Source organism: Variovorax paradoxus, from assembly GCF_029919115.1.
Taxonomy (GTDB): domain Bacteria; phylum Pseudomonadota; class Gammaproteobacteria; order Burkholderiales; family Burkholderiaceae_C; genus Variovorax; species Variovorax paradoxus_O.
Window position 1 is genome coordinate 19,228 of record NZ_CP123990.1, and the last position, 20,224, is coordinate 39,451.

Annotated in this window: 13 protein-coding genes; 6 read left to right on the top strand and 7 right to left on the bottom strand. The window is 67.6% G+C overall.

Going from position 1 to position 20,224, the window contains the following annotated elements:
- Positions 1–37: 37 nt before the first annotated feature.
- Positions 38–2,701, bottom strand: a complete 2,664-nt coding sequence (gene mdeB / locus QHG62_RS00060) for an alpha-ketoglutarate dehydrogenase (protein ID WP_281148785.1) — start codon at positions 2,699–2,701, stop codon at positions 38–40.
- Between the two features lie 105 nt (positions 2,702–2,806).
- Between mdeB and QHG62_RS00065 the strand changes: the two genes are divergently transcribed.
- On the top strand, positions 2,807–3,271 hold the full coding sequence (locus QHG62_RS00065; RefSeq protein ID WP_126749627.1) for an Lrp/AsnC family transcriptional regulator: 465 nt from the start codon (positions 2,807–2,809) through the stop codon (positions 3,269–3,271).
- Positions 3,272–3,329: 58 nt separating this feature from the next.
- Here the strand turns inward: QHG62_RS00065 and QHG62_RS00070 are convergent, their stop codons facing one another.
- Complete coding sequence (locus QHG62_RS00070) at positions 3,330–5,597, bottom strand: PhoX family protein (protein WP_281148786.1); 2,268 nt, start codon at positions 5,595–5,597, stop codon at positions 3,330–3,332.
- A gap of 88 nt (positions 5,598–5,685) precedes the next feature.
- Positions 5,686–6,834: a murein transglycosylase A gene (mltA, locus tag QHG62_RS00075; RefSeq protein WP_281148787.1), complete on the bottom strand. Its 1,149-nt coding sequence runs from the start codon at positions 6,832–6,834 to the stop codon at positions 5,686–5,688.
- On the opposite strand from mltA, the gene QHG62_RS00080 reads away from it, so the two are divergent.
- The 3 genes from QHG62_RS00080 (at position 6,833) to QHG62_RS00090 (ending at position 8,530) form a co-directional block, all read left to right on the top strand.
- Positions 6,833–6,997, top strand: a complete 165-nt coding sequence (locus tag QHG62_RS00080) for a hypothetical protein (RefSeq protein ID WP_281148788.1) — start codon at positions 6,833–6,835, stop codon at positions 6,995–6,997. The genes mltA and QHG62_RS00080 overlap by 2 nt on opposite strands.
- A gap of 197 nt (positions 6,998–7,194) precedes the next feature.
- On the top strand, positions 7,195–7,854 hold the full coding sequence (locus tag QHG62_RS00085; RefSeq protein ID WP_281148789.1) for an OmpA family protein: 660 nt from the start codon (positions 7,195–7,197) through the stop codon (positions 7,852–7,854).
- Between the two features lie 112 nt (positions 7,855–7,966).
- Positions 7,967–8,530 carry an OmpA family protein gene (locus QHG62_RS00090; protein ID WP_281148790.1) on the top strand — a complete coding sequence of 188 codons (564 nt, stop codon included), beginning with the start codon at positions 7,967–7,969 and terminating at the stop codon, positions 8,528–8,530.
- 4 nt (positions 8,531–8,534) lie between these two features.
- On the opposite strand, the gene QHG62_RS00095 is transcribed toward QHG62_RS00090, so the two are convergent.
- Genes QHG62_RS00095 through QHG62_RS00110 form a run of 4 tightly spaced genes read right to left on the bottom strand, consistent with a single transcriptional unit; the run spans position 8,535 to position 16,249 of the window.
- Positions 8,535–9,161 (bottom strand): response regulator transcription factor, encoded by a 627-nt coding sequence (locus QHG62_RS00095; RefSeq protein ID WP_281148791.1) that lies wholly within the window; start codon positions 9,159–9,161, stop codon positions 8,535–8,537.
- A gap of 42 nt (positions 9,162–9,203) precedes the next feature.
- Positions 9,204–11,252, bottom strand: a complete 2,049-nt coding sequence (locus QHG62_RS00100) for a two-component system sensor histidine kinase NtrB (RefSeq protein WP_281148792.1) — start codon at positions 11,250–11,252, stop codon at positions 9,204–9,206.
- Complete coding sequence (locus tag QHG62_RS00105; protein ID WP_281148793.1) at positions 11,253–12,068, bottom strand: carbon-nitrogen hydrolase family protein; 816 nt, start codon at positions 12,066–12,068, stop codon at positions 11,253–11,255.
- On the bottom strand, positions 12,065–16,249 hold the full coding sequence (locus QHG62_RS00110) for a YhdP family protein (RefSeq protein WP_281148794.1): 4,185 nt from the start codon (positions 16,247–16,249) through the stop codon (positions 12,065–12,067). Before QHG62_RS00110 ends, QHG62_RS00105 begins: the two co-directional genes overlap by 4 nt.
- Positions 16,250–16,274: 25 nt before the next feature.
- On the opposite strand from QHG62_RS00110, the gene glnE reads away from it, so the two are divergent.
- Both glnE and QHG62_RS00120 read left to right on the top strand, forming a co-directional pair.
- Positions 16,275–19,073: a bifunctional [glutamate--ammonia ligase]-adenylyl-L-tyrosine phosphorylase/[glutamate--ammonia-ligase] adenylyltransferase gene (glnE, locus tag QHG62_RS00115; protein WP_281148795.1), complete on the top strand. Its 2,799-nt coding sequence runs from the start codon at positions 16,275–16,277 to the stop codon at positions 19,071–19,073.
- Complete coding sequence (locus QHG62_RS00120; protein ID WP_281148796.1) at positions 19,066–20,223, top strand: septal ring lytic transglycosylase RlpA family protein; 1,158 nt, start codon at positions 19,066–19,068, stop codon at positions 20,221–20,223. The genes glnE and QHG62_RS00120 overlap by 8 nt, the downstream gene beginning before the upstream one ends.
- Position 20,224 lies beyond the last annotated feature (1 nt).

A 20,224-nucleotide genomic window follows, 5' to 3' on the forward strand; every position in this document is an offset into this window, starting at 1 on the left:
GCCGTGGATCGCGCCCCTGCGGCAGCCATCGCTCCGTTCACCTCAACGCATAACGCGCCGCCCGCGCAATGCTCCCCGCATCCACCCCAAAGAACCCCCGCAGCGCCGCACGCGTATCGCTGCGGCCGAACCCATCCGTTCCCAGCGTGAGATAGCGACGGCCTTCGGGCAGGAAGGCGCGCACGCTCTCTGGCACGGCGCGCACGTAGTCGGTGGCGGCGATGATCGGGCCTTTGCTCGCAACGAGCTGCTGTGCGATGAACGGCACACCGGCCTCTTTCTCACCCGCTATTGCGCGCTGCTCGCAAGCCAGGCCATTGCGCGCAAGTTCGCTCCAGCTCGTCACGCTGAACACCTCGGCCTCGATGCCTTCATGGGCCAGTAGCTGCGCCGCCTTGACGACTTCGGTGAGGATGGCGCCAGAGCCCATAAGGGTGACGACCTTCTTCTTTTTCGCCTTGCCTAAAGCAGCCGGCGCATACACGCCGAATCGATAGCAGCCGCGCAGGATGTCCGCCTCTGCACCCTCGGGCACATCGGGCTGCGCGTAGTTCTCGTTCATGAGCGTGACGTAATAAAACACGTCCTTCTGCTCGACCATCATTTCGCGGATGCCCGCGTCGACGATGACGGCCATCTCGCCGGCGTAGGCGGGGTCGTAGGCCTTGCAATTGGGGATGGTCGCGGCCACCAGGTGGCTGCTGCCGTCCTGGTGCTGCAGGCCTTCGCCGCCGAGCGTGGTGCGGCCCGAGGTGGCGCCCAGCAAAAAGCCGCGTGCGCGCTGGTCGGCGGCGGCCCAGATGGCGTCGCCCACGCGCTGAAAGCCGAACATCGAGTAGTAGATGTAGAAGGGCAGCATCGCGAGGCCATGCACGCTGTAGCTGGTGGCGGCTGCCGTCCAGCTGGCAATGGCGCCGGCTTCGCTGATGCCTTCTTCCAGAATCTGGCCGTCGGTGGCTTCGCGATAACTCAGCACGGAGCCGATGTCTTCCGGCGCATAGCGCTGGCCCACGCTCGAATAGATGCCGACTTGCTTGAACAGGTTGGCCATGCCGAAGGTGCGCGCCTCGTCAGCCACGATGGGTACGATGCGCGGGCCAAGGGCCTTGTCTTTCAGCAGGTTGCCGAGCATGCGCACGAAGGCCATGGTGGTGCTCATTTCCTTGCCCGCTGCCGCTGTTGCGAACTGCGCGTAGCTTGCAATGTCGGGCTTGGGCACTATGTCGCACGCGGTTTCGCGGCGGGGCATGGCACCGCCGAGCGCGGCGCGGTGGCTGCGCAGGTACTGCATCTCGGCGCTGTCTTCGGGCGGGCGGTAGAAGTCCATCGCAATGGCCTGCGCATCGGTGAGCGGCAGGTCGAAGCGATCGCGGAATTCGAGCAAATCGACGTCGCCCATCTTCTTGTGCGAGTGCGTGGTCATCTTGCCCTGCGCGGCGCTGCCCATGCCGTAGCCCTTCTTGGTGTGGGCGAGGATCACGGTCGGTTGGCCCTTGTGCGCGGCCGCGGCGGCATAGGCGGCGTATATCTTCACGAGGTCGTGGCCGCCGCGTTTCAGCCGGTCGATCTGCTCGTCGGTCATGCCTTCGGCCAGGCGCGCGAGTTCGGGGTTCTGGCCGAAGAAGTTGTCGCGGTTGAAGCGGCCGTCCTTGGCCGCAAAGGTCTGCATCTGGCCGTCGACGGTGTTGGCGAACACGCGCGCGAGCGCGCCGCTCACGTCCTGCGCGAAGAGGCCGTCCCAATCGCTGCCCCACACGAGCTTGACGACGTTCCAGCCCGCGCCGGCAAAGAGCTTTTCGAGCTCGTCGATGATGCGGCCGTTGCCGCGCACCGGGCCGTCGAGGCGCTGCAGGTTGCAGTTGACGACCCACACCAGGTTGTCGAGCTTCTCGCGCGCGGCGAGCGTCAATGCGCTCATCGATTCGGGCTCGTCCATTTCGCCGTCGCCGAACACGCCCCACACTTTGCGGCCCTCGCAGTCGAGCAGATTGCGGTGCGTGAGGTAACGCATGAAGCGCGCGTGATAAATCGAGCTGATCGGGCCGATGCCCATCGAGCCGGTGGGGAACTGCCAGAAGTCCGGCATCAGGTAGGGATGCGGATAGCTGCTGAGGCCGCGTGCGCCGCTGCCTTGCGTGAAGGCGGGTGCGGTCAGTTCCTGACGGTAGTGCTTCAGGTCTTCTTCGCCGAGGCGGCCTTCGAGGTACGCGCGTGCATAGACGCCGGGCGCGCTGTGCGGCTGGAAGAACACCAGGTCGCCTCGATGCTTTTCATCCCGCGCATGAAAGAAGTGGTTGAAGCCGGTCTCGAACAAATCGGCCGCACTCGCATAGCTTGCAATGTGGCCGCCGAGCTCGCCATACGCCTGGTTGGCCTTTGCGACCATGGCGAGCGCGTTCCACCGCATGAGCGAAGCCAGGCGCTCCTCGACGGCCAGGTCACCCGGGAAGGGCGGCTGGTCTTCGACCGCAATGGTGTTGACATAAGGCGTTGCGAGTTCGGGCTGCCATCCGATGCGTTGCTGCCGCGCAAGCCGGGCAAGCTCCACCAGCATCTGCCGCGCACGCTGCGGACCATGCGTTTGCGCCAGAGCCAGGAAGGCGTCGCGCCATTCGGCGGTCTCCGCAGGGTCGGGGTCGTGCGAGAGCGGCGTGTCGAGCAGCAGCGCGCGCATCTGGTCGGATGAAATCGGGGCATTCATGCCGGCACTTTAGGCCGCAGCGGCAAGAATTAGCTACTGGCTTGGGCATGCCCATGGCATCAGTGCAGCATAAAATTCCTGGAAATCAACCGAACGCCGCATTTCGTGCAACTCGACACCATTGACCTGCGCATTCTCGACGAGTTGCAACGCGACGGCGGGCTGTCGAACGTGGAGCTTGCGCGCCGCGTCCAGCTGTCGCCTTCGCCATGCCTCGCGCGCGTGAAGGCGCTGGAAGCCGGCGGCGTGATCGATCGTTATGTGGCGCTCGCGAACGCGAAGGCGCTGGGCCTCGGGCTCAATGTGTTCATCTCGATCAGCCTCACCACGCAAAGCAAGCAGTCGCTCGCCGACTTCGAGCAGCGCATTGCCGAGCACGACGAGGTGATGGAGTGCTACCTGATGACAGGCGACAGCGACTACCTGATCCGCATCGCGGTGGCGGACATGGCGGCGCTGGAGAAATTCATCCTGGAACAGCTCACGCCGATTCCAGGCATCGAGAAGATCCGCTCGAGCTTTGCGCTCAAGCAGGTGCGATACAAGACGGCGCTGCCGTTGCCCCGCTAGCTTGCTGTGGGGCTCCCCCGGGTTGCGTGCAACCCGGGGGAGTGAACGGCACAACCGATCAGAGGCCGATCAAGCCGCCGTCGTCCTTGGTGATGACGACCGTGGCCGAGCGCGGGCGGGCCGTGCCGCCTTCGGGCCAGTGGCTGCCGAACTTCGTCGGGTCGCTGATGCTTGCTGCAGCGGTGGTTTCACCCGGGTGCTGAATGTTGACGAACAGCGCGCGGCCGTCGCCCGATTCAGCGATGCCGGTGATTTCGCAGTCCTTCGGGCCGACCAGGAAGCGGCGCAGGCCGTCAGTGCCGGGTGCCTTGCCGATGAAGGTGGCCTGCGTCGCCGTGGTGGCGCCGTCGACGTTGGTGATCGTCTTCGCGGCGCCGTCGCCCACCGTGCCGGGCAATGCTGCAAGCAGCATGCAGTTGGTCACGTCGGTGTACTTGCCGTCGTCGGTCTCCAGCCACAGCAGGCCCGCGGTCGCGTGGCTGAACCACATACCGTCGGGGCTGGAGAAGTCGTTGTCGGCACCCAGGTTCGACAGGTTGATGTCGGCCGATGCCGTCGAGCGTGCACCAAACAGATAGACGTCCCACTTGAAGGTGACTGCCGCGGGGTCGCCGCCGGCGTCGGCAAAGCGAACGATGTGGCCGTTCGGGTTGCCCTTTTGCGCCGTCTGGGCCACGCCCTTGGGATCGTTGTAGTAGCGCGGGTTGGCGGCGTCGGTCGAGCCGATGGTGCGCGCGGCGTTGTTGGTGAGGGTGAGGTACACCTCTCCGTTCTTCGGATTGACAGCGGTCCACTCGGGGCGGTCCATCTTGGTCGCGCCGGCGATGTCGGCTGCGAGGCGCGCGTTGGTCACCACGTCGGCTGCATCGGCAAAGGAGTACGTCGCGTTGCCAGAGGTGATGCCGTTCACGCCGAGCGAGAGCTCCAGCCAGTTGCCGGTGCCGTCGGCGTTGAAGCGTGCGACATAGAGCTTGCCATCGTCCATGTACTTGTCGCCGGCCGCAATGCCGCCGCCGATGTCGGCTGCATCCCAGGTCTTGGTGGAAACGAACTTGTAGAGGTACTCGTTCTGCGAGTCGTCGCCCATGTACCAGACCAGCGGCTTGCCGACCACCACCGGGCCAAGGCAGGCGCCTTCGTGGCCGAAGCGGCCGAGTGCAGTGCGCTTCTTGGGCGTGCTGGCGGGGTTGAAGGGGTCGATCTCGACCACCCAGCCGTAGGTGTTGGCGCCATTGCGGAAGTCGTCGGTGGCGGTGGCGCCGGTTACCTGGGTGTTCCAGCGGCCGTAGATGCTGTCGGCCGTGTCGGGGGTGACGGTGGCCCACAGTTCGCGGCCGGTGCTCGAAACACCGTAGCGGTTGAACGAAGTGATTTCCTTGGCGGTGCGGTTGGGGTTGTCGGTGGCCGGAATGCGGCGGAAGTAGCCGGCCCAGTTCTCTTCGCACGTGAGGTACGTGCCCCACGGCGTGGTGCCGTTGGCGCAGTTGTTGAGCGTGCCGCGGGTCTTGCTGCCGTCGGTCGAATACTTGGTCTTCAGGTAGTCGGTCTTGGCGGCCGGGCCCGAGAACGCCATTTCGGTGAGGGTGTGCACGCGGCGGTTGAAGCTCGAATCCTGCTTGTAGCTCCAGGCGTTGCCGCTCTTGTTGACCTCGATCACGCTCACGCCGTGCAGGTAGAACTCGCGCAGCACTTCATCGGCCACGGTGCGAACCGCAGCATTGCCGGTGCCGGTGATGGTCTGGCCAGCGGGGTGCAAAAACAGCGGCGTGATGGCTTCGTGGTTCATCACGAGCAGGCCGCGCGCCGCGTTGACGGGGTCCCACTTGTTCGAGCCGTCCATGCCGAAGAAGGTCATGCCGTCGTGGTGGTCGCCGGCACGGCGGTCGTAGGTGGCCGGATCGTCGGTGCCATCGTTCTTGTAGGCAGCCACACCGTTGGCAATCGGGTCGCCCAGGCGGTAGAGCACGCTGGCGGTGTAGCCGGCAGGCACGCTCACCACGTCGTCCAGGCTCTTGGCCACGGCATTGAAGTTGAGCTTGAGAGGTGCGGGCGCCGGTGCCGGCGGAGCGGGTGCTGGCGGCGGCGGTGCCGGCGGTGCGGGAGCCGGTGCCGGAGGCAGCACCGGAAAGCCGATGCCCCCGCCGCCGCCACCACCACCGCATGCCTGCAGCAACGCGGTGCCGGCCGTGCCGACGCCCAGGCCGAAGAGATGGCGGCGGCTCAGGCGCGACGCGATCAGGTCGGTGAAAGAGGGATTCGAGGTGGGGTTGGTGCCGATGTCGTCGAGATCGATCGAAGGATCGTCGCTGCGGGAATTTGCGGTCATGCGCAATATCTTTCGTGGGTTGAACAAGAAATCAACCCGCGAAGGTAGTCAGTTCGCATGACACGAGCGTGAAACGCTCAGCCTCCGGTCAGGGGGCTGGCATTTGCCTCGGCCACAAGGCCCACAGGCGCAGGGGCTGGTTCATGCTCGCAGCCAGCCGGCCGGCGTCCGCGCCGGTGCCGGCAAAGTAGTCGGCACGCACCGCACCGACAATGGCGCTGCCGGTGTCTTGCGCAACCACCAGCTTCTGCAACTGCGCGGCCGGCCCGCTCGATGCAAGCCAGACCGGTGTGCCATACGGAATGCTCTCGCGGTCGACCGCAATGGAGCGGCCCGCCGTGAGCGGCACGCCTTGCGCACCGCGCGGACCGAACGCCGCATCGACCTCGCTCATCGTCTCTTCGCGAAAGAACACATAGCGAGGGTTGCTCCACAGCAATTGCGGCACGCGCTGCGGATTCTGCGCGGCCCATGCCTTGGTGTCGTCAGGCCACTTGCCGACCTTGGAGACGCCCTGCGAAACGAGCCATTGCTGCACGCTCTTGTAGGGCTGCTCGTTGGTGGCCGAGAACGCCACGCGCACGGTGCGCTGCGCGCCGTTGGCTTCAGTGATGCGAAGACGCCCCGAGCCCTGGATGTGCAGCATGAGCGCGTCGATGGGATCGGCCATCCATGCGATCTCGCGTCCGCGCAGTGCCGCCTGCGCTTCGGGCAGCGTTTCGATTTCTTGCCGGGTGTACCAGGGGCGGCGCGGTACCAGCCCCTCCGGCGCCTGGTAGATCGGCACGTTGAAGGTGGCCGTGGGCACGCGCGAGGCGTCGTACACCGGCTCGTAGTAGCTCGTGAGCTTGCCTTCGCTCGCGCCTGCGAGCGACTCGACACGGTACGGCTGCAGCCTGTCGGTCATCCACTGGCGCTGCTCTTCGGGCGTGGCAATCGCCAGTTGGCGCACGTCGCGGCACAGCGGCGCAAAGGCGGCGTTGGGCCGCGCGCAATTGGCAAGCAACGCAATCCAGGCCTCGTGCAGCGGATCGTCGCCGAAGCCCGGCAGCTCCGACCAGCCGACGGGTACCCACCGGCTCTTGGGATGCGTGAGCGAGCCTGTCAGCGGTCCGAGGTCACGCGGTGGCGTAACAGTGGGGCGTGCCGGCGTTTCCGGCGCGCGGGGGCTGAAGGAGCAGCCCGCCATCGTTGCTACGATCGCGAGCCCTACCAGCCACTGGAGTCCATTTCTCATGGGTTTGATTTTGCTTGAAGCCCTCGGGGCCGGGCTCGTCCTCATATTGATCGTCTGGTGGACCATGTTTTCCGGCCGGAACAACGGTGAACTGCACGAAGAAGAAGAAAAGGCCGCTGACGACAACGAGTCCGCCAATCAGCGCCGCCCTCCCGAAGCGTGATTTGCTCGCGTAGCCGCAAGCCGCAGGGAAATGTCGGAGAAGAGCCCATCAGCTATTACTTTAGTAGCAATCATCCTAGCATTCATCGGACACGGCGAAAGGTTTTCCTGTTTTCGGCGGATCGTTAAGGCCGTACCATCGCATGCTTGCCGAAGCTAAGCTGTGGCCCGCCTGATTCATCCTTGAAAGGGAAAGCCATGAAAAAATTCGTTCTCGCCACCACCGCCGCCGCACTCGTCCTGTCCGGATGTGCCGGCGGCATGACCGACACCCAGCGCAACACCGGCATTGGTGCCGGCATCGGCGCCCTGGGCGGCGCGGCCATTGGCTCCGCGACCGGCGGCAACCGCGGTGCAATTGGCACCGGCGCCGTAGTGGGTGCCGCAGCGGGCGCGCTCGGCGGCTACCTGTGGTCGCAGCGCATGGAAAACCAGAAGCGCCAGATGGAAGCGGCAACGCAAGGTACCGGCGTGGCCGTGACCCAAACGCAGAACAACGAACTGAAGCTGCAGATTCCGAGCGACGTGTCGTTCGACGTGGGCCGCTCCAACATCAAGTCGAACTTTGCGCCGGTGCTCGACCAGTTTGCGAGCGGCTTGCGCAACAACCCGAATGCCGAGGTGCGCATCATCGGCCACACCGACAGCACCGGCTCCGACGCCATCAACAACCCGCTGTCGGTCGACCGTGCCGCCAGCACGCGCGACTACCTCGTGGCACGCGGCGTGAGCGCCGCGGCCTTCCGCATCGAAGGGCGCGGCTCGCACGAACCGATTGCCGACAACAACAGCGACGCCGGCCGGGCACAGAACCGCCGCGTCGAGATTTATGTGGGCGAGCGTGCGCCGCGCGGCTGACCGGCCCGGCAGACAGAACATAAGTAAAACCAGATAAGAAGAAAAAGCCGGCTGGGCGGGAGCGGCCGGCGTCCGTCGTTATCGTTTCAATGTCAATCCAGAGGGAAAACTCATGAGGAAGTTTGTTGTTTTGGGTGCGGCTGCGGCCGCATTGTTCGTTGCGGGCTGCGCCTCGCAATCGCCTGCGCCGGGTGCTTCAGCCGCACCGGACGCACAGTCGGCCGCGCCATCCAACAATTGGACGGCGCGCCTGGCGTCGCTCAAGACCGAGTTGGAAAATTCCACCAAGGGCACGGGCGTGGTGATCGAGCAGACCACGGACAACCAGCTGCACCTCGTGGTTCCCAACGAACTCTCGTTCGACGTGGGCCGCTCCAACGTGAAGCGCAACCTCGCGCAGGTGCTCGACAAGGTCGCCGAAGGCCTGCGCAGCGCCACGGCAGCCAGCGTGCGCGTGGTGGGCCACACCGACAACACCGGCAGCGAAGAAGGCAACGAGCGCCTCTCGGTGAGCCGCGCCGACAGCGTGCGCAACCACCTGGTGGCGCGCGGCGTCTCGACCACCGCCATCACCACCGACGGCCGCGGCTCGCGCGAGCCCCTGGCCGACAACGGCACGCCTGCCGGCCGTGCGCAGAACCGCCGCGTCGAGATCTTCGTCGCGGAAAAGTCCTGATCTCCTAGAGGTCTCTCAGGCGGTTGGCCAGTTCGACCGCCGATTTCACATCCATCTTCTCGAACACGCGCGCGCGGTGGACCTCCACCGTGCGTACGCTGATGGCCAGCTGATCGGCAATCAGCTTGTTCGGGAGGCCCTCGACCACGAGCCGCATCACGTCGCGCTCGCGGTCGGTCAGCTCTGCGATGCGGTCGGCCAGGCTGCGCCGCACGCGCTGCACTTCAAGCGCCCGGAGCGAGGCGCCCAGCGCCTGCTCGATGCGGTCGACCAATGCGTTGTCGGAGAACGGCTTTTCGCAAAAATCGAAAGCGCCGCGCTTGACCGCATCTACCGCGGTGGGCACGTCTGCGTGGCCGGTAAGAAAGATGACGGGCATGGCGTCCAGCAGGCCGCGCTCGGCAAGCCGGTCGAACAGCACCAGCCCGCTGGTGCCCGGCATGCGCACATCCAGCAGCAGGCAAAGCGGCTGCTGTGGCAGCGGCCCTTCGGCCAGGCGTTGCTCGAAGGCGTCGGCGCTTGCAAAGTGCTCGCTCTCCAGGCGGCGCGAACGCAGCAGCCAGGCCAGCGCCTCGCGCACACTGGCGTCGTCGTCCACGATGAAGATGAGGCCGTCGATCAGCGGTTGCATATCAGTCGTTTCAAGTGTCGCCGCGGCAGCCCGCAAAAGGGGTCATGCCGCCGGCAGGGAAAAGCGGAACACGGTGCCCCGTGGCCGGTTGGGCTCGAACATCAGCACGCCGCCGTGCTGCTCCACCACGGTGCGGCACAGGCTGAGGCCAAGCCCCATGCCGTCGGCGCGCGTGGTGAAGAACGGCGTGAAAAGGCGGCTCGCCACCTCTTCGCTGATGCCGCTGCCAAGGTCGGCCACCGAAAATTCGAGCCAGCGGCGCGCGTCTTCGGTGCCGGTGCCACCCACCGCAACGGCGCGCGCCACACGCAGCCGCAGCACGCGTTCTGCGGCATTGTCCGGCGTGTCCATGGCCTGCATTGCATTGCGCGCCAGGTTGAGCAGCACCTGCTCGACCAGCGTGCGGTCGCACATGGCCTGGGGCAGGCGGTCTTCCAGCAGCACCTCGATGATCACGCCGAGCTTGCGCGCCTGCAGCCGCACCAGCGGCAGCACCGCGTCGATCAGAGCCTGCGGCGCCACGGCTTCGCGCGTGCGGTCGCGCCGGCGCACGAAGTCGTGCACGCTGCGAATGACCTGGCCGGCGCGGTCGGCCTGCTCGGCAATGCGCCGCACTGCCATGGCCACTTCGGCCTGCTCGCCCTTTGCATGGGGGCCGAGCATGTTGAGCGAACCCGTGGCGTAGCTGGCAATGGCGGCCAGCGGCTGCGTGAGCTCGTGGCTCAGCAGCGACGCCATCTCGCCCACGGTGGCAAGCCGGGCGCTGGCCTGCAGGCGCTCCTGGCTGGCGCGCGAGAGTTCTTCGATGCGGCGCTGCTCGCTGATGTCGATGAAGGCGCTCATCCAGCCGGTTTGCACGCGCTGCGCGTTGATGAGCGGGGCCTCGAAGATGAGCACCGGAAAGCGCGTGCCGTCCTTGCGCATGAAGACCGACTCGAACCCTTCGCGCGGCGGCATGCCGCCGGCGAGGCGCCTGGCTTGCCGCTGGTGGTATTCATGCGCGAGTTCGGTGGGCCAGTAGGGCACCTCGGCCGATTCACCGCTGCCAGCTATGAGCTCTTCGGGGCTGAAGCCGACCATTTCGCAGAACGCCGGATTGACGTAGGTAATACGCCCCTGCAGGTCTCGCGCGCGGAGGCCCGTAATGACCGAGTCCTCCATCGCCTTTCTGAAGGCGAGCGCATCGGCCAGGTCGCGCTCGGCGCGGAGGCGGCGGCGCGTGTCGCGCGCCAGCAGCACCAGCACCGACACCAGCGCAATCGAAATGCCGGTGACCAGCGCCGTGAGCACGTTAGGAAATAGATCGGGCGCCGCACGCCAGCCGTCGACGCGCAGCATCAGCGCGGCACCGGGCAGATCGATGAGCTGCTGTGAGGTGAAGACGCGCGTGCCGGTGCGGCGCGATGTGCCCAGTGCCACCAGCCGAGTGCCGTCGGTTTCGGTAAACGCCACCTCCTGCCCGCGCGTGAGCGTGGGGCCGACGAGTTCGATGAGCGTGTCGCGCAGTGAATAGCTCGCCACCAGGAAACCGCCCGCGTCGATGGGCACGCACAGCTCCATCACCTCGACGCCGCCTCCGCCGAGCACCGGCACGAAGTGGCTCGGCGAATAGGCGGGCGCACCGAGCTTGCGCGCCGCGGTGCAGGCCAGCGCCACGTCGGGCTGGTCTGCACCGCGGCTCTCCTCGGCGATGAGCCGCATGCGGAAGGGCGTGTTGGCCGCTTCGAGCGGTCGCAGCGCGGCGTCGCGCCATTCGAGGCGAAGCCACTCGCGATGCTCCCTCAGCAGGGTGGCCGCGGCTTCGGGCCAATGCGTGCGGTCCAGGCCCGAAGCCTGCGTGGCGCGCAGGCTCTGCGCATTGCGCTGCAGGCCGATGCGAAGATCCGAAACCGCATCGGCGGTGTCGCGGTCGAGCGCCGCCTGCACTTGCTCGACCTCGTGCCGCCCCGCAAGCCACACCACGGTGATCAGCAACACGGACACCAGCACGGCAAGAATCAGCCAAAGGAACCAGCGCTTCCACAGCGAGCGCAGGCGCACAAACGCCGACAGCGCCCATCGCGGCGATGCGGCGGTCAGCACGTCCTGCATCTAGAGAACGCAGTGCGAGAGAACCGGCAGCTGCGCGCGCATGCGCCCGGTTTGCCCGGCATCGATGTCGAACAGCACCACGCCTTCTTCGCGGGCCTGCTGCGCAACCACGGTTCCCCAAGGGTCGACCACCATCGATTGGCCCCAGGTATGGCGGCCGTTCTCGTGCGTGCCGCCCTGCGCGGGTGCAACAACCCATGCAAGGTTTTCGATGGCGCGTGCGCGCAGCAGCACCTCCCAGTGCGCGGCGCCGGTGGTGCGGGTGAAGGCGCTGGGCACCAGCAGCAGGTCGGCGCCCTGTTTGGCGAGCGCGCGGTACAGCTCGGGAAAGCGCAGGTCGTAGCAAACGCTCATGCCAACGCGCCAGCGGTGGCCGTCGCGGGACGGCAGCTCGAACACCACGGGCACGGCGCCCGGTGCGATGACGCGGCGCTCGTCGTAGCGCTCGGTGCCGTTGTCGAAATAGAACAGGTGGATCTTGTCGTAGCGCGCCACGCATTGGCCGTCGGGCGAATAGCACAGCGAGCTGTTGAACACGTGCTCGGCATCGCCGCTTTCGATGGGCAGCGTGCCGCCGACGATCCACAGCCCGAACTCGCGCGCCGCATCGGCAAGAAAACCCTGCACCGTGCCGGCACCGGCGGTTTCGCGCAGGCCCAGCTTGTCGGTGTCGCGGGCACCCATCATGCAGAAATACTCAGGGAGCACCGCCAGTTCGGCGCCCGCAGCGGTGGCCTGCGCGAGCAGGTCGTGGGCACGTGCGAGGTTGGCTTCGCGGGCGATGGCCGACACCATCTGGATGGCTGCGACTTTCATTGCGTGGTCTCCGTTTTCCGGCCTTCGGCGGCCGCCGGGGCCGCGGGAAGATTCAATGGATTCGGCAGGATGGATCGCGGCACCTTGGCTATTTTGGGGTCGGCCCAGGTGCCTTCGATATGAAACTCCTGCGTGGCGGCCGCCGCGAGCGGCTTGCTGAGCACCCATTGGGCGAGGAAGGTGCCCAGGCCGATGGCGGGGTTGATGGCGGTGGCCACCAGCGCGGCCGTGCCTGCGTTGATTTCGGGCACCACCACCACGCGCAGATCCTGGGTTTCGCGCACGATGTCGGCAGAGCCGTCCATGAGAGCTGCGGCATTGACGCCCTTCATCTGCAGGTTGTTGGTGCTCGCGATGCCGTTCGTGATCTTCGCGTCGCCCCGGATGAAGTCGAACGCAAAGCCCTGGCTGAACACATCGCGGAAGTCGAGCGTGAGCCGGCGCGGCAGCGCCTGCAGGCTCAGCACGCCAAGCAGCTTTGCAAGCCCCGGATCGGCCTTCAGGAACTGGCCCGACCCGACGTTGATCTGCAGCTGCCCGCCCAGGCTCGGGTAGTCGAGCGAGAACGGCGAGCCGCGCCAGTTGACGTCGCCCTCGAGCCGCCCGCTACCGCGCCGCAGCACGCCGGGCATGCCGAAGCGCGCAAGCAGGTCGCCGGCGTCGGCAATGTCGAGCCTGAAGGTCATGGCGGTGCGGCGCTGCTCGGCGCGCCCTGCCCGGCCGCCCGGCACGGCGGCCCAGGTGCCCTTGGCCGAAAAGCTTGCCTCGGGCATGGTGAAGCTCAGCTTGTTGAGCAGCCATTCGCGGCCCGCGCCGCCGCGGTTGACGGCATCGATTTCAGCGCGGCCGAGCCGCTTGCCCAACAGTTCGAAGTCGTCGATGACGATGTCGAGCGCGGGCAGCGTGCCGGGCTGCTCGTCGAGCAGCGTCTCGACCTGCGTTGCCTCGGTCGGCGCAATCTTGAGCCGCGCAAGCCGCGCATGGAGCCGCCCGGCCTGCGAGTGGCTGTACTCGGCATAGCCGCTGAGCTCGGTGGCGTCGATGTTGGCGCGCCAGAGCGAGCCGTCGCGTGTGCCGCCGAGCACCACGTTGTGCAGCGTGCGGCCCGCAATGCCGAGCTCTTGCGCGCGCACGGCAATGCGCGTGGGAAGGTAGCCCATGGCCGCGTCCTCGGGCCGCTCGGCCCCGCCCGCCTCGCCCGTGCCGGCACTGGTTGCTGCATCGCCGACCAGCGCTTTCCATGCGGGCATGTCGAGCTTGGCGACGTTCACGTTCGCCAGCACGCCTTTGTCGGGCACGCTGGCGGTTTCGCCCGCGGCCAGGCCGATCCCGATGCTTCCGCGCAGAACACGCGCGTCAGCGCCGGAAATATCGCGCACGTATTGAACGGCGCCAATGCGGCCAAGCTCCATCGAAAGCTGGTCTTGCACCGCAACGGCGGCACCCGCTCGTGTCTCGCGCTGCAGCACCTTCTTTTCGATTCGAAGCGGCATCTGTTCGTCTGCCGTCTTCACCAGCGGCGCGGGCAGCTGCAGCGCGAGGCCCTGCAAGGTGCTGGTGAGCAAGAACTCCGGCGCGCCGTCGCGCATGGAAAAGGTGACCGCATACGGCGTACTGCCGGTCGCCTTGGCCGCAATGCGCGTCAGCCACTCGGCCTCGCGCGCGCCGCGCAGGCCTTCGGCCGTTGCCGTGCCCTGCGCCTTCAATGCCACTTCGCGGTTGGCGCCGGCAAAGCGGCCGCGGCCTTCGATGCGAACGTCGCCGCCGAGCAGCCTGGCATTGACGCCGGTCAGCGAAAACCCGGTTTCGGTAAAGCCGACCACGCCCTTCGCATGGGTGAACGACGGCGCGTCGGGCACCAGCTGCAGCTCATTGTCGGAAAGCGCGATGCTGGCCTGGACCTTGGCGGTGTCCATCGCCTCGAGCGGCAGTTCCAGATGCAGCCGGTAGTCGGCCGTGCCGGTGGCGCGCGCGCGGACCAGCACTTCGCCGGTTTCGCCGGCCAGCGGCGCGCCCACGCGCAGCAGTTCGCCAAGGGGGCCCTTGGCCTGGGCATCGACGCGCAGCAGCGAGGCGTGGTGCGACATGTCGGCAATCTGCGCCTCGGCCTTGGTCACCTCGATGCCCGTAGCGCCGGCCAGCCGGCCGCGCGCATTGCGCACCAGCATGCCCGCGCGCTCGAAAACCAGCTCGCCCGAAACGCCGGTGAGGGCGGGCCAGACGGGTACGGGCGCGGGCGTGCCGGGGCGGGCCGAGGCGGCAGCCTTGGAAGCCGTGGACGCGGCAGTGGCCGAAGCCGGCGGCACGTAGGCGTAAGTGACGTCGGCCACCTTGGCCGCAATGCGGAACTCGCCCTTCTTCGGGTCCATGAACGGCATGTCGTGCAGGTCGCCGCGCACCCGGAAATCGACGCTGCTGGCCGTACCCTTGGTGACCGACTGGCGCACGTAGTCGCGGGTGTGTTGGGGAATTTCGAGCGGCAGGTAACGGAACACGCGGGTGCCATCGGCGCGGGTCAGCTTGCCTTGCAGGTCGAGCACGCCGGGGTAGAGCGCCTGGCCGCTGGATACGGCGGGATCGCTGGTGCGCCAGCTGGCCTCAGCCTCGCCCTCGGCGTCGGCATTGGCGAAACGTGCCTTGGAAACCTGCAATTGGGCGTGGCCCTTGTCGAGCTTCCAGTGAAGCTGGGCCGCCAGCCGGTCGATGGGAATGGTCGGCTCCTCGAACACACCCGGAAATTCGAGCGTGCCCTGCGCAATCGACAGCGCGGCATTGCCGCCCGTGTGGGTGGCGTCGAACTCGATGGTGGCGCCGCTCAGGCCCGGGGAGCCGGCGTGCGGGCGGTGAGGGGCGGGGGCGCCGGCCTTTGGAACGGCGGCAGTCTCGGGCGGAGCCGGCTGCGATGCGACCCGCAGGCCGCTGACCCGCCCCTTGGCCTGGTAGCGCTCGGGCGCGCCCAGCGAACCTTGCCAGTTCAGGTCGATGCGCTCGACCAGGCCGCGCGGGGCATAGGCATCGAGCACGCGGTGCGTGGCGTCGCCCAGCGGCAGGCGATCGGCAATGAGGGCGAGGGCCGCCAGGTCGAGCCGGTCGGCACGCAAGGCGCCGTGCTCCGGCGTGCGGCCGCGCGCAGGCGAATGCTGCATCCACAGGTTGCCGCCGGGCCAGCGCATGCCGTCGGCCGTGTCGAACTGCAGGGCGGCGGTCGAGAACTCGAAGTTCTCTTCGTTCAATTGGCCGGCAAGGCGGCCGGTGACCGAACGCAGCACCAGCGGCTGCAGTCCCCGGCCGAGCGAGGCATCGATGCGGTTGAGCCCGAGGTCGGCCGCGCCGCCCACGATCTGCCCGTCCTTCACGTCGGCCCAGACGCGCAGCGCGCCGCTGCCTTCGCGGATGCGCGCGTCGAGCGAAACATAGCGGCCCAGGCGGGTCACGTCCATGTAGGGCAGGTCGGCGTAGATCTGGCCGTCCCACGCCTGCCACCGGCCGGAGCGCACCGACAGCAGCGGCTGGCGGAACTGGCCGCGCAGGGTGAAGCGCTCGCCCCAGCCGGCCGGCGGGGTGGCATCGAGCCGCAGGCCGTGCCGGCGGCCGCCGTTGCGCGCCACAAAGCGCACATCGGTCAGCAGCAGGGGCTCGGCCTGGCGCTGCTCGTCGGTCCAGCGGACGGTGCCGCCTTCGACGACCAGTTCGCGCTGGGCGAAAAACCAGTCGGCGGCGCGGGTCTCTCCGGTGGTGTCGTTGTCCATGTGCAGGCCCGCCACGTGCAGCTTGCCGAGCGCGTCGCGCCGCACGTCGACTTGCGGCCCTTCGATATACAGCTGCTCGAAATTGAGGCGCCACAAGGAGCGCGGCGACACGCTGGCCACAACCCGCACAAGGCGAAGGGCCTCCCGCCGGGCGGCATCATGCAGCACCACGTCGCGCAGTTCGAAAACGGGAAACAGGCTATCGGAACGGGCGGTGATCGACCCGATGCGAACAGGTACCCCGATGGCTTTGCTGGCTTGTGCCTCCAGGGCACCACGGTAGTCGCCGATTCGCGGCACAATCCACGCGTGTAGGACAACCACTGACAGTGCAAGCAAAAGCCATGCAGCGATCAGTAAACCCAACAGCCAGCGCGCCGTCGCAGCGGTGATCTTGAGCAGACGTGAAGGGGGAGACGCCGTGTCGTTCATTGAGGATCGCGCTGTGTCGGGAATTATGACCGCCAGCAATCAGAGGGGTTCCACGGAAACCAATATCAGTGTGAACCAGTTGCCAGCCACGCCCACGCCACCCATCGCGATCGAGGTCGCGTTTTCTTCCTATTCGCGCTTCGTGCAGCGCCTGCGCCGCAGGTATGCGGCCGAACTTTCGTTGCTCCCCCCCGGCGCGCCGCTGCGCGAGTCGATGGCAAAGGCCTACGAGGCATTGCGCGCGCGCGGCGACGGCGTCGGCGATGCGCTGCGCATTGTGCGGCAGCTCGTGATGGAACGGCTTGTAACGCTCGATTGCGATGCCCAGGCGCCGCTGGCCGTGGTCACCACGGCGGTGACCGAACTGGCGGAATTCGCCCTCGACATTGCCTGCCGCGACGCCTGCCAGGAGCTCGATGCACTGCACGGCGCCCCGCTCGGCCCCGAAGGCCAGCGCGCGCAGCTGTGGGTGGTGGGCATGGGCAAGCTCGGTGCGCGCGAGCTCAACGTGTCGAGCGACATCGACCTGATCTACCTGTACGACCTGGACGGCGAAACCCGCGGCGATGCCGAGGGCCGCGGCCGGCTGTCGAACCAGGAGTATTTTTCGCGCGCCGTGAAGCGCATCTACGCACTGGTGGGCGACACCACCGAACACGGCTTCGTGTTTCGCGTCGACCTGGCGCTGCGGCCGAACGGCAATTCCGGTCCGAGCGTGGTGTCGCTCGACGCGCTCGAAGAATATTTTCAAGTGCAAGGACGCGAATGGGAGCGCTTTGCCTGGATGAAGAGCCGGGTGGTGGCGCCGCGCGACGTCGTTTCGCAAGGCCTCGCGCAGGGCCTGCGCGCCACGGTGCTGCCTTTCGTGTTTCGCCGCTATCTGGACTACAGCGTGTTCGACTCGCTGCGCACACTGCACCGGCAGATTCGCGAGCAGTCGGCGCGGCGCAGTGCGGGGCGGCCCGAGCGCGCGAACGACGTGAAGCTTTCGCGCGGGGGCATCCGCGAGATCGAATTTACCGTGCAGCTGCTGCAGGTGGTGCGCGGCGGGCAGTTCCCTGAGCTGCGCACCCGGCCCACGCTCGACGCGCTGCAGCGCCTGGCCCGCGCCGGCCTGATGCCGCAGGAAACCGCCGATGCGCTGGCCTCGGCCTACGAGTTTCTGCGCCGCGTGGAACACCGCATCCAGTACCTGGACGACCAGCAGACCCACATGCTTCCGGTGGGCGACGACGACCTGCGCTGGATTGCGCAGACCATGGGCTACGCCAATTGCTGCCCGTTTCTGGAGCAGCTCGACACGCACCGTGAGCTGGTGGCGCAAGAGTTCGACAAACTGCTCGGCGGCGAGAAGCCCTGCAACGGCAAATGCAGCGGCAAGAAGGCCTCTGCGCCCGCCGACCTGGCCGATCTGCTCGACGACTTGCCGCCCGCATTTGCCGAGCGCATCCGCAACTGGTGCGAGCAGCCCCGCGTGCTTGCCCTGCGCGAAGAAACGCGGGCCCGGCTGCGCCAGCTGGTCCAGCGCACCGGGCAATGGCTGAAAGAGCCCGACGGCGACGGCCCGGGGCAGACCCCGCGCCATGCGGACGCCGCATTGCGCTGGGCCGACTGGATCGAGCCCTTGATGCGGCGCGAGAGCTACCTGGCGCTGCTGGTCGAGCGGCCTGCGGTGCAGCAACGGCTGCTGCGGCTGCTGGGCGCGGCAAAGTGGCCGGCGCGCTATCTGATGCAGCACCCGGGCGTGATCGACGAACTCGCAAGCGACGAAATGCTGTCGGGCCGCTTCGTGGCGGCCGAATTCGAACGCGAGCTCGAAGCACGCCACGTCTCGCTCAGCCGCACTGGCGAAGCCGACGAAGAGCGCCTGCTCAACCTGCTGCGCCATGCCCACCATGCCGAGGTGTTCCGCACGCTGGCGCGCGACGTGGACGGCCGCATTACCGTGGAGCAGGTGGCCGACGACCTGAGCGCGCTGGCCGACACCACGCTGCGCGTAACGGCCCGCTGGTGCTGGCCCCACGTGCGCAACCTCCACCGTGAAGTGCCGCAGTTCGCCATCATCGGCTACGGCAAGCTGGGCGGCAAAGAGCTGGGCTACGGCAGCGACCTGGACATCGTGTTCGTCTACGACGATGACGACGAGCGCGCGGGCGAGGTGTATGCGGCCTATGTGCGCAAGCTCATCAACTGGCTCACGGTGAAGACGCGCGAGGGCGATCTTTTCGAGATCGACACGGCCCTGCGGCCGAATGGCAATTCGGGCCTGCTGACCACGAGCTTCGCAGCGTACGAGAAGTACCAGCTCGGCCGGGGCAGCAACACGGCCTGGACGTGGGAGCACCAGGCCATGACCCGCGCGCGATTCGTGCTGGGCAGCGTCGAGCTCGGCGCGCGCTTCGACGACGTGCGCCAGGCAGTGATCGTGTCGCCGCGCGACCGAGAGGCGCTGAAGGCCGAGATCATTGCCATGCGCAACAAGGTACGCGGCGCACGGCCAGTGAAGGCCGACCGTTTCGACGTGAAGCACAGCCCGGGCGGCATGGTGGATGCCGAGTTCGCGGTGCAGTTTCTGGTGCTGTCGGCCTCGGGCGAGCATCCGGAACTGATTCCCAACCTGGGCAACATCGCGCTGCTGGTGCGCGCGGAAGAGGCCGGCCTGCTGCCGGCGGGGGTCGGCCGCAAGGCCGCCTCGGCCTACCGCGAACTGCGCCGTGTGCAGCATCGCGCCCGCCTCAATGAAGAACCGACCCAGGTCACCCCGCCCGCATTGGCCGCCGAGCGCGACGCCATGCTGGCCCTGTGGAAGGCTGTATTTGGCTGAGCGCGCCGGCACTCCCGCCTCCATCGCGCTGGCTGCCTGCGCGGTGGCGGTCGCCGTTCTTCTCGCGGGTTGCGCGAGCGGCACCCGCAGCGGCGGCGGTGCGCTGAGCGGCCGCGACGGCCCGGGCACGAGCATTCCGCCGGACCTCGACCGGGTGCCCGACGCCGAGCCCCGCATCGAAGCCATTCGCGGCAGCGGCGGCACCAGCAAGCCCTATACGGTGCTCGGCCGGGCGTACCAGCCGATCACCGACGACCGGCCGTTCCGTGAATCGGGCATCGCCTCGTGGTACGGCCGCAAGTTCCACAGCGCGTCGACCGCGAGCGGCGAGCCCTACGACATGTACGCCATGACGGCCGCGCACAAGACCCTGCCGCTGCCGAGCTACGTGCGGGTGCGCAACCCGGCCAACGGGCGCGCGGTGATCGTGCGGGTGAACGACCGCGGCCCCTTCGTCGACGGCCGGATCATCGACCTGAGCTACACGGCGGCGCTCAAGCTCGACCTGCTGCGCGGCGTGGCGCCGGTGGAGATCGAGCGCATCACGAACGAGGACATCCGCACCGGCGCCTGGCGGCGGGATTCAGCGACCGCATATGCCGCGGCGCCGCCGGCCCCACCGCCTTCGCAACGTACGGCGGCCGCGTCGGTGCCGGTGCCTTCGGCGTGGGTGGCACCTGTTGCCATGAATGGGGCCGAGGCTTCGGCGATGCCGGTGGTGCCGCAGACGCCAATGACGCCGATCGCGCAGACAGGAGCCGTGGCGCAAGCAGCACCGCCGGCGCTCGAATCGGACGCCGCGCCACCACCGCGCCAGTCGATGGTGGTCACCGACCTTGCACCCATGGCGCCCCTGTCCGCACCGACGGCGCCGGGCGCGGCCGCATCGGCGACCGCGCCTTCTCCGGCCGCCGTAGCCGGCTTCTGGGTGCAACTCGGCGCCTTCCGCGAGCGCGACGGGGCGGAAAGCCTGCGCAGCCAGGCGGCGCGCGGCCTGCCTTCACTGGCGCCGCAACTGCGCGTTTTCAGCGAGGCCGGCACGCACCGGCTGCAGGCCGGGCCCTTTGCCTCGCGCAACGAAGCCGGCGAGGCCGTGACGCAGTTGCGCGAGAGCCTGCGCATTGCGCCGATGGTGGTCGAGCGCCGCTGAG

Bases quoted from the DNA above. Each gene is read 5' to 3' on its own strand.
- mdeB (WP_281148785.1), bottom strand. From the start codon at position 2,701: ATGAATGCCCCGATTTCATCCGACCAGATGCGCGCGCTGCTGCTCGAC.
- QHG62_RS00070 (WP_281148786.1), bottom strand. From the start codon at position 5,597: ATGACCGCAAATTCCCGCAGCGACGATCCTTCGATCGATCTCGACGAC.
- QHG62_RS00080 (WP_281148788.1), top strand. From the start codon at position 6,833: ATGGGTTTGATTTTGCTTGAAGCCCTCGGGGCCGGGCTCGTCCTCATA.
- mltA (WP_281148787.1), bottom strand. From the start codon at position 6,834: ATGAGAAATGGACTCCAGTGGCTGGTAGGGCTCGCGATCGTAGCAACG.
- QHG62_RS00085 (WP_281148789.1), top strand. From the start codon at position 7,195: ATGAAAAAATTCGTTCTCGCCACCACCGCCGCCGCACTCGTCCTGTCC.
- QHG62_RS00090 (WP_281148790.1), top strand. From the start codon at position 7,967: ATGAGGAAGTTTGTTGTTTTGGGTGCGGCTGCGGCCGCATTGTTCGTT.
- QHG62_RS00095 (WP_281148791.1), bottom strand. From the start codon at position 9,161: ATGCAACCGCTGATCGACGGCCTCATCTTCATCGTGGACGACGACGCC.
- QHG62_RS00100 (WP_281148792.1), bottom strand. From the start codon at position 11,252: ATGCAGGACGTGCTGACCGCCGCATCGCCGCGATGGGCGCTGTCGGCG.
- QHG62_RS00105 (WP_281148793.1), bottom strand. From the start codon at position 12,068: ATGAAAGTCGCAGCCATCCAGATGGTGTCGGCCATCGCCCGCGAAGCC.
- QHG62_RS00110 (WP_281148794.1), bottom strand. From the start codon at position 16,249: ATGAACGACACGGCGTCTCCCCCTTCACGTCTGCTCAAGATCACCGCT.
- glnE (WP_281148795.1), top strand. From the start codon at position 16,275: ATGACCGCCAGCAATCAGAGGGGTTCCACGGAAACCAATATCAGTGTG.